This window comes from Streptomyces silvisoli (genome assembly GCF_029269905.1).
In the GTDB taxonomy this organism is placed as follows: Bacteria; Actinomycetota; Actinomycetes; order Streptomycetales; family Streptomycetaceae; genus Streptantibioticus_A; species Streptantibioticus_A silvisoli_A.
Window position 1 is genome coordinate 273,574 of record NZ_JARJBC010000005.1, and the last position, 15,008, is coordinate 288,581.

A 15,008-nucleotide genomic window follows, 5' to 3' on the forward strand; every position below is an offset into this window, starting at 1 on the left:
GTTGATCGTTACACTGTGACAGATGAAGCCTATTCGTCACAACCGTCGGGACGACGAGACCGTGCTCGACGCGGCACGCGAATGCGTTCTGGCGGTTGGGGTGCGCCGTACGACCCTGACCGACGTCGCCCGTAGAGCCGGGGTGTCCCGCATGACGATCTACCGGCGCTGGCCCGATGTGCGCACCCTGGTCGGCGATGTGATGACGCGCGAGTGGGTGGCCGTCGCCCTCGGCGCCATGCCGGAGGCCGACGACTCCCGCCCGAAACGCGGCCAGTTGGTCGACGGCCTCGTCGCCGGACTGCGCGCGTTCCGTGACCATCCGCTGCTGTGCAAGATCCTCGACGTCGACCCGGAACTGCTGCTGCCGTACCTGTTCGACCGGCGCGGGGCCAGCCAGGACGCCCTGCTGGAGTTCATCGAGGACGCCCTGCGGCAGGGCCACCAGGACGGTTCGATCCGGGTGGACCATCCGGTACGGCAGGCCAGGGCGCTGCTGCTGGTGATGCAGTCCTTCGCTCTGTCGATGCAGACCATGACCGCCGACTCCGATCCCGAGCTCGGCGACGCCGCGTTCCACGACGAGCTTCGGCACATCCTGGAAAGGACCCTCGCCCCGTGAACCGCTCCCACCGCCGCCCAGGCGACTTCTCCCTCAACGCCCGCCGCCGCGCCCGCGAACTGGCCGAGCTGGCAGCAGGAACCACGGTCGACGTCCTGGTCATCGGGCTCGGCGCCACCGGCGCGGGAGCCGCGCTGGACGCCGCCTCGCGTGGCCTGTCGGTGGCCGCGATCGACGCGCATGATCTGGCGTTCGGCACCTCGCGCTGGAGTTCCAAACTGATCCACGGCGGGCTGCGCTACCTGGCCAGCGGGCAGATAGGCGTCGCACACGAAAGCGCCGTGGAGCGCGGCGTGTTGATGGAGCGCACCGCCCCCCACCTGGTCCGCGCCCAGCCGTTCGTCATGCCGCTCACCCAGCTCACCCCGCGCCGCAACGCCGCCCTCGCGCAGGCCGGACTGCACGCCGGGGACCTGCTGCGCGTCTCGGCCGGCACCGCGCGGCGAACACTGCCCACGCCACGGCGGCTGTCGGCGGTGGAGACCCTGCGGGCGGCGCCCGGGCTACGGCCGCAGGGGCTGCGCGGCGGACTGCTGTCCTGGGACGGCCAACTCGCCGACGACGCAAGGCTGGTGACCGCGATCGCCCGTACCGCCGCCGGTCACGGCGCCCGCATCCTGACCAGGACCCGCGCGCTGTCCGTCACCGGTTCCGGCGCCCTGCTGCGCGACGAACTCACCGGCCGGGAGACGCGGATCCGGGCCCGCATGGTCATCAACGCCACCGGTGTGTGGGCCGGTCAACTGGTCGACGACATCAAACTGCGTCCCTCCCGCGGCACCCACCTGGTCCTGCGCGCCCACAGCCTCGCGGGACTGACCACCGGTCTGCACATCCCCATCCCGGGCGAGCTGAACCGATTCGTACTGGCCCTGCCTCAAGGAGACGGCAGGGTGTACGTGGGGCTGACCGACGAACCGGTCGACGGCCCGGTGCCGGACGTGCCCGAAGTACCGGAGTCCGACATCGGCTTCCTGCTCGACGTCCTCGGCGCCGTCCTGGACACGCCGGTCTCCCGCGGCGACGTGGTGGGCGCCTTCGCCGGGCTGCGACCGCTGCTGGACAACGGGTCCGACGACGGCGGCTCCGCCGGCCGCACCTCCGACATCTCGCGCCGACACGCCGTACTGACCTCCGGCGACGGTGTCGTGACCATCGTCGGAGGCAAGCTCACCACCTACCGGCGGATGGCCCAGGACGCCGTGGACGCCGCGCTCGCCGCCCGCGCCCTGACCGCCGCGCCCTGCCGTACCGCTCGGCTGCCGCTGGTCGGCGCGGCCTCGCGGGCATCCCTCGCCGCCGTGGCGGCGCCCCGCCGACTCATCGCCCGCTACGGCACCGAGGCCGCCGCGATCCACGCCCTCGGCGAGTCGGACCCGCGGCTGCGCGAACCGGTCGCCGACGGGGTACCGGTCACCCGGGCCGAACTCCTCTGGGCGGTTCGACACGAAGGGGCCCTGGACGAGTCCGACCTCCTGGACCGACGCACCCGCGTAGGCCTGGTCCCGGCCGACCGCGTGGCCGCTCTCGACGCGGCCCGTGAGGCGCTGGCCATGGGCGCGCCGGAACTCACCGGGCAGTGAACGGCCGTTGGGGGCCGGTGGGGCAGATCGCGCGAATTGAAACATTCTGTGCAGGAGTGCGCAACGGTACACCGGGAGCACTCTGGTTTCGCTGAAGCACAGCGGTTGCCTCACTGTTATCAGGTTCACTACCTGGCGCATTCGGCGCGCAAGGACGACCCTTTGTCGGTAGGGCCCTGCCGCCCACCACACTGCCTCGGCGTCGAGTTTGGGAGCCGCCACTTCGCGAAGGGGTTGATCGGATGATCGCGGGCGTTGACGTCAGCTCGTACCAGCCCACCAACTACGACACTTCAGGCCTCGACTTCGTGTTCGTCAAAGCCACGGAGGGCACCGGGTACGTCAACCCGTTACAGTCGGGACAGGCCGCGCACGGCCGTGCCGCCGGACTCGTGGTCGGCTTCTACCACTACCTGGACTCGTCCGCCAGCATGCAGGCACAGGCCGAGTACTTCGTGCAGCGGTGCGACAGCGTCCCCGGTGACATCCTCGCCTGTGACTGGGAGGAAACCTCGGTCTCCGGCGCGGACAAGGACGCCTTCCTCGCCGCGGTGAAGCGACTGCGGCCGGATCACCGGCTCGTCCTGTACTGCAACACGTACTTCTGGAGCACCCTGGACACCACGAACGACTGCGCGGACGGCCTGTGGATAGCGGACATCACCACCGCCGGGCATCCGCACATCCAGCATCCGTGGACCTTCCACCAGTACTCCGACTCCGGTGGCATCGACCGGAACGTCGGCAACTTCGGCTCCGTCACGGACCTCGTGGCCTGGGCGACCAACTCCAACCCCCCACCTCCGCCCTGGGAGACTGACATGCCGCAATGGATCGCCGGTTCCGTAACTCCGGCCGCCGAGCCCACAGTCGTCCTGGTCCCACACGGCAACGCCTGGTCGGCGGCACCGCACCGGTGCCTGCACCTGGGCATGGACAGGGTCGGAGACCCGTCCGCGCGGGCCAGCGTCCGAGTCGCCATCCACAACGGCAACGGCTGGCGCGAGTCCACCGCGACCGTCACTGCCGCGGGCGGCACGATCGACGTCGACCTCACCAACGCCGACGTCAAGATCAGCCTCCAGACCAGTGATCCCGGCGTCGCCTACGCCGTGGAGACCTGGTGACCTCGCTCGTGGCCAGCACCAAGTAGGAGCCGGCCGCGCGGTGTTGTGACAGGGGGGCGCTCGCTCGGCGAGCGCCCCCCTCGTGCTTCGGGAGCCATGCTGTTCCGGGAGATGGCGGTGTGCCGCGACGGGTAGGCAGGGGGAGCGCCATGGTCGGCGCGGCGAAGCGATCAGAAGGAGTGCGGATGTTCGGTGGGCGCGGTATCGCGGTGGCGGCGGCTTCCCTGGCCCTGCTCGGCTCGACCCTGGCCTGGGCCCCGGCCACCCAAGCCAACGCGCCGATCCTGTGCTCCGGTCGGGAACTCACCGCCTACAGCCCCGGGTTGACGCTGCTGCCAAGGCCGACGTGGGTTCGGGCGAGGGCCGAGTACGAGTGTGCGGACGGCCACGGAAAGCGGTTCGAGGCGAGTGGCCGGATCGAGGCCATGTCCCCTGGCTCCTCGTGCGTACAGCTGGACTCGCCGAGAGGGAAGGAGGACGTGGAGTACGGCGACGGCCGCAAGTCGGAGATCGTCTACACGCGGTCGTTCGTCGTCCGGGCCGCGGGCATCCATCTGGTGGTCCTCAAGGGACATGTGCAGGAGGGGCCTGGCGAGGGCCGGGAGGCGGTTCGGACCATCCAACTGCTTCCCGAGCAGCTACCGACCGCGTGTCTTTCCCCCGAGGGCCTGCAACGGGCGGCGGGGAAGGTCGAGTTGCGCATCATGTGAGGGGTCACGCGTTCGGCGAGGTCTCGGAGACCTGCTCACCGGGGTGGTGCAGCAGCGGTTCGGGATCCGTTGGACGCTTGTGCCCGCGCGGACGCCGCCTTCCAGGCCAGCCGTGGATACGCCGCGGAGGCCGAGGCCGCCCGGGTGCCAAGCGGACTCGGCCTGACCGACTGATGACCGAGCCGGTCGGCTCGCTGTCCGGCGGCCCGCGCCGCCGGTCGAGCCGGCCCGGATCCTGTTCGCCGGACACGACGGCACGCTGCTGCGGGCCGACCAACCACCTGGAGGCCGACCCGGTCGCCTGGCTGCGCCCGCACGCCGGTGCCCATGGCCCTCTGAGCCGGGAAAGGCCGCGCCCTTCGCCGTGCGCTACGGCGGGTGTCGCCGATCTCACCCTCCTGCCGTCGATTACCGCCCTTGACGGAATAGGGCATGTGCGGGGACCGTTGAACCTGTCAGCACCTCGTTAGGCGAGGCTTCTGCGTGGACACAGGCCACTGACCTTGAACGTCGAGAGACGCCCCGGGTCAGGACAGCCCACCTCGGCACAAGGGGTGGGCCCAAGTGGCTCCCCGGCCGTCAGGCCGGGAGTACGCCCCGCAGTGCCGAAGCTCAGACGAGAGAGGTGCCCTCCCGCAGCGGGGGCTCCTCGGCCCTGTTCGATGACACCGCGTGTGTCCGGCCGCGAGGAGGTGAGGGACATGAGTCCTTGGTCCAGTCCAGAGCCCACTCCTGGGCAAGCTCATCCGTCCCCGCTTGATCGCGGCGCGCGCGTTCGCTGAGTCCACCTCGTGCCATCGGCACGGTGCGCACAGGAAGCGTTACGCGCTGTACCGCGCATCAGGCCCTCCTTCGAGGGAGCACAGCCATGCGCATCGAACTGACCTGGCCGCGCACCGACGCCGCCAACCGGACGCTGACCGTCCCCGTACCCGACATCCGCACCGCCGATCTGGTGCGGCCCGCGCTGCACCACGTGCGCCGGGCGTGCACGCCCGCCATACTGCGAGGCGCCCTCGCCTACGCGGAGCCCGTGGTGGGCAGCGTCGCCGGTGCGGCGGGAGCCGGAGCCCTGGCGCAACTGGCGCTGCCGTTCGTCGTCCGTCGCGCCCAGAAGGCACTGTGCGACGTGCCGGGCCAGGAGGCCTGAAAAGTCCGCCGCGGACGACGCCGGGATCTCGTCAAGAAATGGCAATTGGGCCGTGAGCGGATGCGCGCCAGGGCTACATTTGATGAGGTTTCTGAAAGGCACCTCGTTCGGTGAGGCGTCTGCACGGACACAGGCCACTGATCCCACCCGTCGAGAGACGCTTCGGATCAGGCCAGGTCTCCCCGAGTTAAGGGGTGACCCCAAGTGGCTTCCCGCCTCTGGCGGGACACGCCGTGGAGTGCCAAAGCTCTGACGAGTTGGGGTGAACCAGCCGTATCGGGCTGGTCCGCTCCTTGCCGAGTCCGTACGGCGCCCTGCGCCCCGGCCGGGAGGAGGCGAGAGACATGGATTGCAGTAGTCCGGGCCACAGTCGCCCCCTCAACCGCTTGTCCTCGCATTCTTCCGGCACGCGGTAACCACCTTCCCTACGCGGCCACCGGACCAGAGCATTCCCTGCTGTGGTGCGTGTTCAGGCTGCCGTGCCGCGCGCTCTCGCGTAGGGAGTATGACTGCCGCGTGCCCCCGACCTCCCCGGTGACGGGGGGACTGGGAGGTACGTCATGACCAGCACCGCCATCCAGGCGCCCGCCGGGCAGATCGCGCGCCCCGCGGTCCTTGACGACGCGCATGTCGGCGACATCCGTGGTGCGCTTGGCACTATTCGTTTGGATGACACCGCGCCGCGGTTGGGTTTGTCGGCGAAGTTGAAGACGTTGTTGGCGATCGTGGGTCCTGGCCTGATCGTCATGGTCGGTGACAATGACGCGGGTGCGTTCGCCACCTATGGGCAGGCGGGGCAGAACTACGGCACCAAGTTGCTGTGGACGCTGCTGCTGCTGGTGCCCGTGCTGTATGTGAACCAGGAGATGGTGCTGCGTTTGGGCGCGGTCACCGGTGTGGGGCATGCCCGGTTGATTCTGGAGCGGTTCGGGAGGTTCTGGGGCGCGTTCTCGGTCATCGACCTGTTCTTGCTGAACGCGTTGACGTTGGTGACCGAGTTCATCGGGATCAAGCTGGCGGCCGGGTATCTGGGGTTGCCGAAGGCGGCGTCGGTGGTGTTGGCGGCGGCGGTCATCGTCGCGTCGGCGTTCACCGGGTCGTTCCGCCGGTTCGAGCGGATCGCGATCTTGTTGTGTGCGGCGTCGCTGCTGCTGGTGCCGATCTACTTCATGGTGCATCCGGCGACTTCGCGGATGGCGCATGACTTCGTGGTGCCCACGATGCCGGGTGGGTCGGGCGGGTTGGCGACGGTGATGCTGCTGATCATCGGGATCGTCGGTACCACGGTGGCGCCCTGGCAGTTGTTCTTCCAGCAGTCGTATGTGATCGACAAGCGGATCACGCCGCGGTTCATGCGGTATGAGAAGGCGGACTTGTGGATCGGTATCGCGGTGGTGGTCGTCGGTGCCGCCGCGATGATGGGTTTCACCGCCGCGGCGTTCGCGGGGACCAGGGGCTTTGGGAACTTCTCCGACGCGGGTGCGATCGCCACCGGTCTTCAGGCGCATGCGGGCAAGCTGGTGGGGGTGTTGTTCGCGATCGCGCTGCTGGACGCCTCGATCATCGGTGCGTTCGCGGTGTCGTTGTCGACCGCGTACGCGATCGGTGATGTGTTCGGGATGAGGCACTCGCTGCACCGCGGGGTCAAGGGGGCCAAGGGCTTCTACGCCGTGTACGCGGGGTTGGTGGCCGCGGCTGCGGCGATCGTGTTGATCCCGGGCTCGCCGTTGGGGTTGCTGACCGAGGGCGTGCAGACGCTGGCCGGTGTGCTGCTGCCGTCCGCCTCGGTCTTCTTGCTCCTGCTGTGCAACGACAAGGCCGTCCTCGGCCCGTGGGTCAACGGGGCCAAGACCAACGCCTTCACCACGGCCGTGGTCGGCGTGCTGGTCACGCTGTCGATCATCCTGACCGCCTCCGTGCTCTTCCCGGACATCACCGCGGGCGCGATCATGGACATCATGGCCGCCTGCGGAGTGGTGGGCGTCCTCGGCGCCGGATACGCCCTTACCCGGCACCGCACGGTCATCAAGGAGGACCCCGTCGACCGGATCGGCCGGGACACCTGGCGGATGCCGCCGCTGGCGACGCTCACCCGGCCCACCATGTCCACCGCCCGCAGGATCGGCATGGGCGCGCTGCGCTCCTACCTGTTCGTCGCGATGGTCCTGGTGGTCATCAAGATCGTCGAGGTCGCCCTCGGCCACTGAACTCTGAGAGCGGCGGGGCGGTGGTTTCCCAGCCCGCCCCGCCCCGAGCGCACGGCGGGCAGCCCTGGCGAAGGGTGGTCCAGCACGCCAGCGGGTCTCGTCGCTGACCGCGATGGGGCCGTCGGCGGCGGCCAGCCCGGCCCTCGCCGCGGACGCCGAGCCGCGCCCGAAGGTTCGGACACTGTTTACGGCATCACGCCGTCGTGGCTGGCTGTCAGCCCAACTCGTACTCGAAGGTGTAGGCGACCGACGGCTCGCCGTGGTGGGCCGTGAAACCGCCGGTGCCGGTCAGCCCGACCAACTCTCCGGTGCCTGTTCCCGGTACAACCTCGAACGTGCAGTGCACGGTGCCGTCGGCGTCGAACGAGCCGCGCTGCTCCACGACGAAGGCCCCTTCCCGCCCGTCCAGTTGGCCGGTCAGCGCCTCCATGCCGGTGAACGTACCGGTCTTCTCGGTGACGTAGACGATGGTGTACTCACATGTGGTGTCCGCTGCCTTGATGCCACCGGAGAACGCGTTGGTGACGGAGGCATGAGCGAGTCTGGGAATCACATCGCTCGAACTGACCGCCTGCTCATCCCAGTTGGCGAACGTGAAGTGGCCGGTGGTCTGCGTGGGCATGGGAAGTCCTCTCGCTCTCGGTCCGCCACACGCGTTCCTGCGTGCGGTGTGTGACCAGCGTGACCGCCATACCTGACACCCTCTGTCAGGTATGGCGGGACACTGTTTCCATGCGCGCTGACCGGCTTGTCTCCCTCCTCCTGCTGCTCCAGAACCGTGGGCGGATGACCGCTCCTGAACTGGCTGCCGAGCTGGAGGTGTCGGTCCGTACGGTGTACCGGGACATCGAGGCGCTCAGCGCGTCGGGCGTCCCGGTCCGCGCCGACCGCGGCCCTGCCGGCGGCTACCGCCTGATGGACGGCTACCGCACACGACTGACCGGCCTCACCGATGCCGAGGCCCACGCCCTCTTCCTCGCCGGAGCACCCGGCCCGGCGCGTGAACTGGGGCTGGGCGCCGTGCTGACGACCGCGCAGCTGAAGGTGCAAGCGGCCCTCCCGGCCGCACTGGCGGAGCGGACCCGGCGCATCCAGGACCGGTTCCATCTGGACGCGCGGGCATGGTTCCGTGACGCGGACCCGGTCGCGCATCTGGCGCAGGTCGCGCAGGCGGTGTGGGAACAGCGGGTGCTGCGCACGCACTACCGGCGCTGGGGCGGTGAGGTGCGCCGGGAGCTTCGTCCGCTGGGCATCGTCCTCAAAGGCGGAATCTGGTACCTGGTGGCGTTCGCCCACGGTTCGGTACGCACTTACCGGATATCGAGGTTCCTCGCGGTGGACACCACGGAAGAGGTCTTCGAACGCCCGGCGGGGTTCGATCTGGCCGCCTACTGGCAGGAGTCGTGCCGCAGCCTGGAAGCCGCACTCCACCAGGGAACCGCCAGACTGCGCATCTCGCCACGGGCACAGCGGCTGTTGCCCATGCAGTTCGGCGCGGTGGGTACCCGCGCCTTGGACGGCGCCGGGCCGCCGGACGCGGAGGGCTGGGTGCAAGTGGAAATGCCGGTCGAGGGAGAGGCGGTCGCGGTCAGCGACCTGCTCAGACTCGGCGCGGAGGCGGAGGTACTCGGCCCTCCCGAACTCCGGCAGGCCATCGCCAGGGCCGTCGCCGTACTGGCGGGCCGATACGGAGTGGCACCGTGACCCCACGGCACCTGCAGACGGCCATCGGGATGGATCGGGATGGAGGAGTAACTGTGAAGGCATGGCCGGGGGCCCCCCCGAACGCGGCGCCCCCCGGCCATGTGCCCGCAGACGCGGACAGCTGTGCCCCCAGGATCGGCGACGCTCAGTGCTTGAAGGCGTCCTTCACCTTTTCGGCAGCCTGCTTGAGGTCGCCCCTGGCCTGGTCGACCTTGCCCTGGGTCTCCAGCTCCTCGTCCTCGGTCATCCGACCGACCGTCTCCTTCGCCTTGCCCCGGAGCTGGTCCTTGGCGTTGCTGGCCTTGTCCTCGGCACCCATGTCCTGCCTCCACATCACATTGGTGTCTCTGCTTGACGAACAGGCGCTTGCCCAGGGCCCGATGACGTACACATCCATTCCGACGGACACCCGCAGAAGGCTGCTGGGACCCCTCCGGACGGGGTGTGGCGACGTACGGCCGGTGTGACAGGAGTACCTGGTGGGAAGGCGCGGGACGAATGGTGTGTGCGCACCCTCGCGGTGCCAGCGGCGTACGACCACCGGTCGACAGCGGATGCGGAGTCATGAAGCCAGGAAACAAGTCACCTCGCGATGTGGGACGCGAGTTCGGAAAGGGTACCGGCAGCGCTGGTACCGAGCGCATGTTGCGCGTGCTGCTACGCGGTCGTAAGAAGCGGCTGAGTGAGGAAGACATCACCGTCGTCGACCGTCTTCAGGTGCGGCGAGCCGTCTCGGCGGCGGCGCTCGGCAACATGATGGAGTGGTTCGACTTCGGGGTGTACGCCTACCTGGCCGCCACCTTGGGGAAGGTGTTCTTTCCGGCCAGCTCGCCGGGAGTGCAGGTCATTTCCGCCTTCGCGACGTTCGCCGCCGCGTTCATGGTGCGCCCGCTCGGCGGTTTTGTCTTCGGGCCGCTCGGTGACCGTATCGGCAGGCAGCGCGTACTGGCGGCGACCATGATCATGATGGCTGTCAGCACCTTCGCCGTGGGCGTCCTGCCGACATACGGGACGGTCGGCATGGCCGCGCCCCTGTTGCTGCTGGTGTGCCGGCTCGTGCAGGGCTTCTCCACCGGCGGCGAGTACGCCGGAGCCACCACCTACATCGCCGAGTACTCGCCGGACCGCAAGCGGGGGTTCCTCGGGAGCTGGCTCGACTTCGGCACGTTCGTCGGCTACTCCCTGGGCTCCGCCCTGGTGACGGTCCTGACCGGCGTCCTCAGCGACGCGGACATGGCCTCCTGGGGCTGGCGCGTCCCGTTCTACGTGGCTGGGCCGCTCGGCCTGATCGGGCTCTACATGCGGCTGCGTCTCAAGGAGACACCGGCGTTCCAGCGGGTCGAGGAGGCCCGGCGCGAGGGTACGGCGCAGACGCCGCCAGACGAGGACCCTGTCGAGCAGTCACGCATGTCCGGCCGAGGACGTCTGAAGGAGCTGGCCACCCGGCACTGGAAGGCCATGGTCATCTGCATGGGCCTGGTGCTGGTCTACAACGTCACCAACTACATGGTGACCTCCTACCTGCCGACCTACATGACGGCGACGCTCGGCGCCCCCGCGCTGACCAGTCAGTTGCTGGTGCTCGGCACGATGCTGCTGGTGGTACTCACCATCACCGTGGTGGGCCGGTCCTCCGACCGCATCGGCCGTCGTCCGGTGCTGCTGTCCGGTGCGATGGCGATGGTCGCCTTGGCGGTTCCCGCGTTCTGGATGATCCGGCAAGGAGGCCTGCTCTGGCCCGCGGCAGGCTGTGTGCTGCTCGGGTTGCTGCTGGTGACGTTCGCGGGGGTCAGCGCCTCAACGCTGCCCGCCCTCTTCCCCACGCATCTGCGTTACGGCGGGCTGTCCGTCGCCTACAACATCTCCGTGTCCCTCTTCGGCGGTACCACACCGCTGTTGGCCTCGTTCCTCGTCAACACCACGCACAACGCCATGGTGCCCGCCTACTACTTGATGGTCGCGGGCCTCATCGGTACCGGCGCGGCCCTCGTCCTGAGGGAGACCGCGGGCAAGCCGCTGCGCGGGTCCGCGCATACGGTGGAGACCGAGGAGGAGGCACGGGAACTGGTGGCCGCCCACCGAACGCACGAGGCGCGTCGGGCCCGCAGGGTGTGGATCGCGCTACGCCACAGGGCGGTTGGAAGTCGAGGCGGTAAGCGGCCGGGTAAGGCCGCCGCACGGTCGCCCCGCTGACGTACGCCTCAACTCGGCTACCCCTTCGCGCCGGTGACCCGGGCCGGTGTCACCCGGTCAGGCCGGGGCACCCGTCCCCTACGGGCAATCGACGGCTGACATCACGGAAAGAGGGCGGAGTGGGAACGAACAACGGCGCGCGAGCGCTGGACGCGACTCAACAAGCACTCGTCGTCGCTGAGACGATCGAGGAACCCGGTTCGAAGGCGGTCGCCTTGGCGCTCTTGGCGGTGGAGGCTCGTCTCGACGACATCGCGGCGGTGGCCAGGAGCGTGGATCACCGCCTGGAGCAACTCAACCAGTACCTCGGTGCCATCGCGAACAAGCCGTAGCGCAGTATTCCGAGCGGTTCGTGCTGGCCGCCGCCGGGCCGAACGCCTGTCGGTCGCATGCCGGTTGGCACGTGAGGTCCCGTAGTGGCGCTGCCGACGGGAAGCTCACCCGATTGGGCGCGTGTGGTTTCACTGACTTGAGGCAGGCGTACCCCAACGTTTCGAGGAGAGCACAGAAGGGAGACCGAGGAGGTCGTCGCGAACCCCCCACCGATGGGAGGTGGTTGACCAGGACACAACGTGGTGCTTCGCCCGTTCTGCTGCTCTGTCACACGGCGAAGCATGGCTCTGGGCGGGGACACGAGCGGGTCCCGGGACACATTCACAAGTCCCGCTCGGTCCCCGCCAACCTGTGTCCCGGGACGACAGTACGGGCGAGGAGGACGCCGGCAGCGCGAGGACAAGGACTTCGGACAACCGTGGTGGATGAATCCCCGTGGCCGGGGTAGCCGCCGTTGCACAGATCCCGAACTTCGGAGGTGCCGACTTGTCATCCGAAACCGCGCCGCTGTCCGTCGATGTGGCCGTGCGTCAGCCTGATGTGGCGGTGGTGTCAGTCGGTGGTGATCTCGACGTCGATACCGCGACCGAACTGCACTACCAGTTGGCCAACCAAATCGCCCACGGCCGCAGGAATCTGGTGCTCGACCTTTCGGCGGTTCCCTTCATGGACTCCTCGGGCCTCAACATCATCCTGCGCACCTTGCAGGAGGCGCGGCGGATCGGGGGGAGTGTGCAGGTGGCGGCACCGACGTCGGCGGTGCGCAGGATCCTGGAACTGACCGGAGTGGGTCTGGCCACGCCGATCCGCGAAACGGTCGACGAGGCGATGCGCGGGGTCGCGGACGCGGTCGAGACCGCCAAGCGCGGCAGGCAGGACGACGAGCCCGCGGTGGACCGTACGGAAGACTGAGTGCGGGTCAGGGGAGAGCCGCGCAGGAAAAGTCACCCAGGGGTGCATACCCGTGCGTACCGCTCCACAGACCGGGTAAACGACCGCCATGAAACGACGTCCCGCCAGAGCAAGGCGACTCATTTGCGTTGACCAGATCGTGTTCGGCCGGATCGCCGCCCGGACCTGGCCGTTCGCCGAATCGACACTGCCACGGCTCAGCCGGGCCGCCGACCATGGTGTGCTCTGGATCGGAACGGCCGCCGCGATCGCGGGTCTCGGTGGCAAGTCCGGGCGGCGGGCGGCCGGGCGCGGGCTCGCGTCGCTGGCGTTGGCATCGGCGGTGGTGAACACCGTGGGCAAGCGGCTGGTGCGCCGACCGCGTCCGCTGCGGAACGCGGTCCCGGCCATCCGGCAGCTGCGACGGCAGCCGTTCACCACTTCCTTCCCGTCCGGGCACGCCGCCTCGGCCGCTGCCTTCGCGGCCGGAGTGGGTCTCCAATCCCCGCGCTGGGGCGCGCTGGTGGCGCCGGTGGCGGCGTCCGTGGCGTTCTCCAGGGTGTACACCGGCGTCCACTACCCGAGTGACGTGCTGGCGGGTGCGGCCATCGGAGTGGGCGCCGCCGCCGTGGTGCGTGCGCTGGGCGCCGACCGACGGGAGTCGAAACCACCGCGCGCGGCGGCCCCGGCGCTGGACGCCGGTGAGGGCCTGGTCGTCGTGGTCAACAACACCTCGGGTGTGCCGCCCCTTCTGGTACCGGCCGCGGAGCGGCTGCGGGCCGCTCTGCCGAAGGCACAGGTGATTGAGGCGACCGAGGACGACGACTTTCCGGGACTCATGGAGAAGGCGGTCCGCCTTGCCGCTGAGTGCGGCGGCGCTCTGGGCGTCTACGGCGGTGACGGAACCGTCAACACCGCGGCGGCGATCGCCTCCCGAGAGAACGTACCGCTCGCGGTCTTCCCCGGCGGTACGCGTAACCACCTCGCGATGAACCTCGGCGTGGAGGAGATCGAGGACACCGCCCGCGCCGTGCGGAACGGCCAAGCCACCGCGATCGATCTGGCGTACTTCGACGGAGCCGACGGTGAGCGCGTTCCGTTCGTCAACACCTTCAGCATCGGTGCCTATCCGGAGCTGGTACGCGTCAGGGAACGCTGGTCCCGCCGACTGGGTAGCTGGCCCGCCAGCGTGCTCGCGGCGCTCCACGTGTTGCGCACCGCCGATCCGGTGCCGGTGGTCCTCGGCGGCCAACGGCGCCTGGTGTGGCTGGTCTTCGTGGGGAACTGCACCTATCGCGGCAACGGGGTGGCACCCCTGCGCCGAAGCGACCTGGCGGACGGCGTGCTGGACGTTCGCGTCGTGGAGGCCGGCCCCCTCGCCCGCGCGCGGCTGATGGCGGCGGCCGTCACCGGAGCGTTGGGGCGTTCCCCGGTCTACTCCGAGAAGAAGCTGCGCGGCCTGCGCATCGAAGGACTCGGCGAGGAGGCACACCTCGCCTACGACGGTGAAGTCAGCCGTGCCCCCAGCACGGTGAGCATCGCCAAGGCGTACAAGGCGCTCGTCGTCTACCGCCCCGGAGTGTGAGTTACCGCGGGGCCGGTCGCCCCGGGGAGAGCACAGGTGGGAAGGGGGAGTGGTGTTCACCGGGAACACCCGCGCCTGGGCCACGGCGCTGCGGCAGACGCCCGTCACGGCCTGGAACGAGGACCTCACCGACTGGGCCGCGGCGCTCACGTACTACGCTGTGCTGGCGCTGTTCCCGGTGCTGCTCGTCGTCCTGTCGGTACTCGGGCTGTCCATTCCGGGTGCCGCACCGGGGGCCATCGACCACATCACCCAGGTCGTGCCCGCCGCCTCCCGTGGGCTGCTTCGGCGGAGCCTGCTGGAGATGTCCCAACAGCCGAGCACGACATGGACGTTGGCTGCCCTGGGTATGACGGGCTCACTGTGGTCGGGGTCCAGCTATCTGAGTGTCTTCCGTCGCGCCCTGCACGCCATGTACGGCGTGGACAGCCACCGTCCGGTCTGGCGCACGGCTCTGCGCATCCTGCTCACCGCGCTGCTCGTCATCCTGCTTCTCGTGGCGAGCGCCGTGACCCTCGTGGCGACGGGCGGAACCGCCCGGCGGCTGGGCCGGTTGCTGGACCTGGCCAGTGCCACGCTCGCCGCGTGGGAGGTGCTGCGGTGGCCCGCCATGCTGTGCCTGGCCGTCGTGCTGACGCTGGTGGTGTTCCGTACCGGGCCGGCGGCTTCCCGACCACTGCGCCGGATGGCGCCGGGCGGGGTGGTGGCGGTGCTGCTGTGGTTGACCGCGTCGGCCGGCTTCGCCACCTACGCTTCCCATGTCAGCACCTATCAGCGCGTCTACGGCTCGCTCTCGGGCGTCGCGGTGTTCCTCATCTGGTTGTGGGTCTCCAATCTCTCCCTGCTGCTGGGTGCCCAGTTCAACGCCCAACTGGCGAAGGCGGAGGCCAAGTGACCGCGGTA

14 protein-coding genes and 2 riboswitches are annotated in these 15,008 nt (G+C 69.3%); of the genes, 12 read left to right on the forward strand and 2 right to left on the reverse strand.

What is annotated here, in order from left to right; translation table 11 throughout:
- Positions 1-22: 22 nt before the first annotated feature.
- From P3G67_RS11165 to P3G67_RS11195, 6 genes are all read left to right on the forward strand, one after another.
- Positions 23-622: a TetR/AcrR family transcriptional regulator gene (locus P3G67_RS11165; RefSeq protein WP_269858296.1), complete on the forward strand. Its 600-nt coding sequence runs from the start codon at positions 23-25 to the stop codon at positions 620-622.
- Positions 619-2,205 carry a glycerol-3-phosphate dehydrogenase/oxidase gene (locus P3G67_RS11170; RefSeq protein ID WP_276093297.1) on the forward strand — a complete coding sequence of 529 codons (1,587 nt, stop codon included), beginning with the start codon at positions 619-621 and terminating at the stop codon, positions 2,203-2,205. The genes P3G67_RS11165 and P3G67_RS11170 overlap by 4 nt, the downstream gene beginning before the upstream one ends.
- Positions 2,206-2,447: 242 nt before the next feature.
- On the forward strand, positions 2,448-3,332 hold the full coding sequence (locus P3G67_RS11175; protein ID WP_276093298.1) for a glycoside hydrolase family 25 protein: 885 nt from the start codon (positions 2,448-2,450) through the stop codon (positions 3,330-3,332).
- A 185-nt stretch (positions 3,333-3,517) separates the two neighbouring features.
- Positions 3,518-4,042 carry a hypothetical protein gene (locus P3G67_RS11180; RefSeq protein ID WP_276093299.1) on the forward strand — a complete coding sequence of 175 codons (525 nt, stop codon included), beginning with the start codon at positions 3,518-3,520 and terminating at the stop codon, positions 4,040-4,042.
- Positions 4,043-4,497: 455 nt separating this feature from the next.
- A riboswitch (M-box (ykoK) riboswitch) is annotated at positions 4,498-4,674 on the forward strand.
- Between the two features lie 236 nt (positions 4,675-4,910).
- Complete coding sequence (locus P3G67_RS11190) at positions 4,911-5,192, forward strand: hypothetical protein (protein WP_276093300.1); 282 nt, start codon at positions 4,911-4,913, stop codon at positions 5,190-5,192.
- A gap of 95 nt (positions 5,193-5,287) precedes the next feature.
- Positions 5,288-5,461, forward strand: a riboswitch (M-box (ykoK) riboswitch).
- A 291-nt stretch (positions 5,462-5,752) separates the two neighbouring features.
- The gene (locus P3G67_RS11195; RefSeq protein WP_276093301.1) at positions 5,753-7,399 is read left to right on the forward strand and encodes an NRAMP family divalent metal transporter; all 1,647 of its coding nucleotides are present in this window, start codon (positions 5,753-5,755) and stop codon (positions 7,397-7,399) included.
- Positions 7,400-7,613: 214 nt separating this feature from the next.
- On the opposite strand, the gene P3G67_RS11200 is transcribed toward P3G67_RS11195, so the two are convergent.
- Positions 7,614-8,021 (reverse strand): DUF3224 domain-containing protein, encoded by a 408-nt coding sequence (locus tag P3G67_RS11200; RefSeq protein ID WP_276093302.1) that lies wholly within the window; start codon positions 8,019-8,021, stop codon positions 7,614-7,616.
- Between the two features lie 110 nt (positions 8,022-8,131).
- Here P3G67_RS11200 and P3G67_RS11205 point away from each other — a divergent pair, with 110 nt between their 5' ends.
- On the forward strand, positions 8,132-9,103 hold the full coding sequence (locus P3G67_RS11205; RefSeq protein ID WP_276093303.1) for a helix-turn-helix transcriptional regulator: 972 nt from the start codon (positions 8,132-8,134) through the stop codon (positions 9,101-9,103).
- Positions 9,104-9,248: 145 nt separating this feature from the next.
- Here the strand turns inward: P3G67_RS11205 and P3G67_RS11210 are convergent, their stop codons facing one another.
- The gene (locus P3G67_RS11210; protein ID WP_269855853.1) at positions 9,249-9,422 is read right to left on the reverse strand and encodes a CsbD family protein; all 174 of its coding nucleotides are present in this window, start codon (positions 9,420-9,422) and stop codon (positions 9,249-9,251) included.
- Positions 9,423-9,745: 323 nt separating this feature from the next.
- On the opposite strand from P3G67_RS11210, the gene proP reads away from it, so the two are divergent.
- From proP to P3G67_RS11235, 5 genes are all read left to right on the forward strand, one after another.
- Entirely contained in the window at positions 9,746-11,296 is a 1,551-nt protein-coding gene (proP, locus tag P3G67_RS11215) for a glycine betaine/L-proline transporter ProP (protein WP_276093304.1), read from the forward strand.
- A 119-nt stretch (positions 11,297-11,415) separates the two neighbouring features.
- On the forward strand, positions 11,416-11,628 hold the full coding sequence (locus P3G67_RS11220) for a hypothetical protein (protein ID WP_269855854.1): 213 nt from the start codon (positions 11,416-11,418) through the stop codon (positions 11,626-11,628).
- 487 nt (positions 11,629-12,115) lie between these two features.
- Positions 12,116-12,541 carry an STAS domain-containing protein gene (locus tag P3G67_RS11225; RefSeq protein ID WP_276093395.1) on the forward strand — a complete coding sequence of 142 codons (426 nt, stop codon included), beginning with the start codon at positions 12,116-12,118 and terminating at the stop codon, positions 12,539-12,541.
- 88 nt (positions 12,542-12,629) lie between these two features.
- Positions 12,630-14,105 carry a bifunctional phosphatase PAP2/diacylglycerol kinase family protein gene (locus P3G67_RS11230; protein ID WP_276093305.1) on the forward strand — a complete coding sequence of 492 codons (1,476 nt, stop codon included), beginning with the start codon at positions 12,630-12,632 and terminating at the stop codon, positions 14,103-14,105.
- A 52-nt stretch (positions 14,106-14,157) separates the two neighbouring features.
- Positions 14,158-15,000 (forward strand): YihY/virulence factor BrkB family protein, encoded by an 843-nt coding sequence (locus P3G67_RS11235; protein ID WP_276093306.1) that lies wholly within the window; start codon positions 14,158-14,160, stop codon positions 14,998-15,000.
- Positions 15,001-15,008 lie beyond the last annotated feature (8 nt).

What these genes read in the sequence shown, in the direction of transcription:
- P3G67_RS11165 (WP_269858296.1), top strand. Translation starts at nt 23, where the DNA reads ATGAAGCCTATTCGTCACAACCGTCGGGACGACGAGACCGTGCTCGAC.
- P3G67_RS11175 (WP_276093298.1), top strand. Translation starts at nt 2,448, where the DNA reads ATGATCGCGGGCGTTGACGTCAGCTCGTACCAGCCCACCAACTACGAC.
- P3G67_RS11180 (WP_276093299.1), top strand. Translation starts at nt 3,518, where the DNA reads ATGTTCGGTGGGCGCGGTATCGCGGTGGCGGCGGCTTCCCTGGCCCTG.
- P3G67_RS11190 (WP_276093300.1), top strand. Translation starts at nt 4,911, where the DNA reads ATGCGCATCGAACTGACCTGGCCGCGCACCGACGCCGCCAACCGGACG.
- P3G67_RS11195 (WP_276093301.1), top strand. Translation starts at nt 5,753, where the DNA reads ATGACCAGCACCGCCATCCAGGCGCCCGCCGGGCAGATCGCGCGCCCC.
- P3G67_RS11200 (WP_276093302.1), bottom strand. Translation starts at nt 8,021, where the DNA reads ATGCCCACGCAGACCACCGGCCACTTCACGTTCGCCAACTGGGATGAG.
- P3G67_RS11205 (WP_276093303.1), top strand. Translation starts at nt 8,132, where the DNA reads ATGCGCGCTGACCGGCTTGTCTCCCTCCTCCTGCTGCTCCAGAACCGT.
- P3G67_RS11210 (WP_269855853.1), bottom strand. Translation starts at nt 9,422, where the DNA reads ATGGGTGCCGAGGACAAGGCCAGCAACGCCAAGGACCAGCTCCGGGGC.
- proP (WP_276093304.1), top strand. Translation starts at nt 9,746, where the DNA reads ATGTTGCGCGTGCTGCTACGCGGTCGTAAGAAGCGGCTGAGTGAGGAA.
- P3G67_RS11230 (WP_276093305.1), top strand. Translation starts at nt 12,630, where the DNA reads ATGAAACGACGTCCCGCCAGAGCAAGGCGACTCATTTGCGTTGACCAG.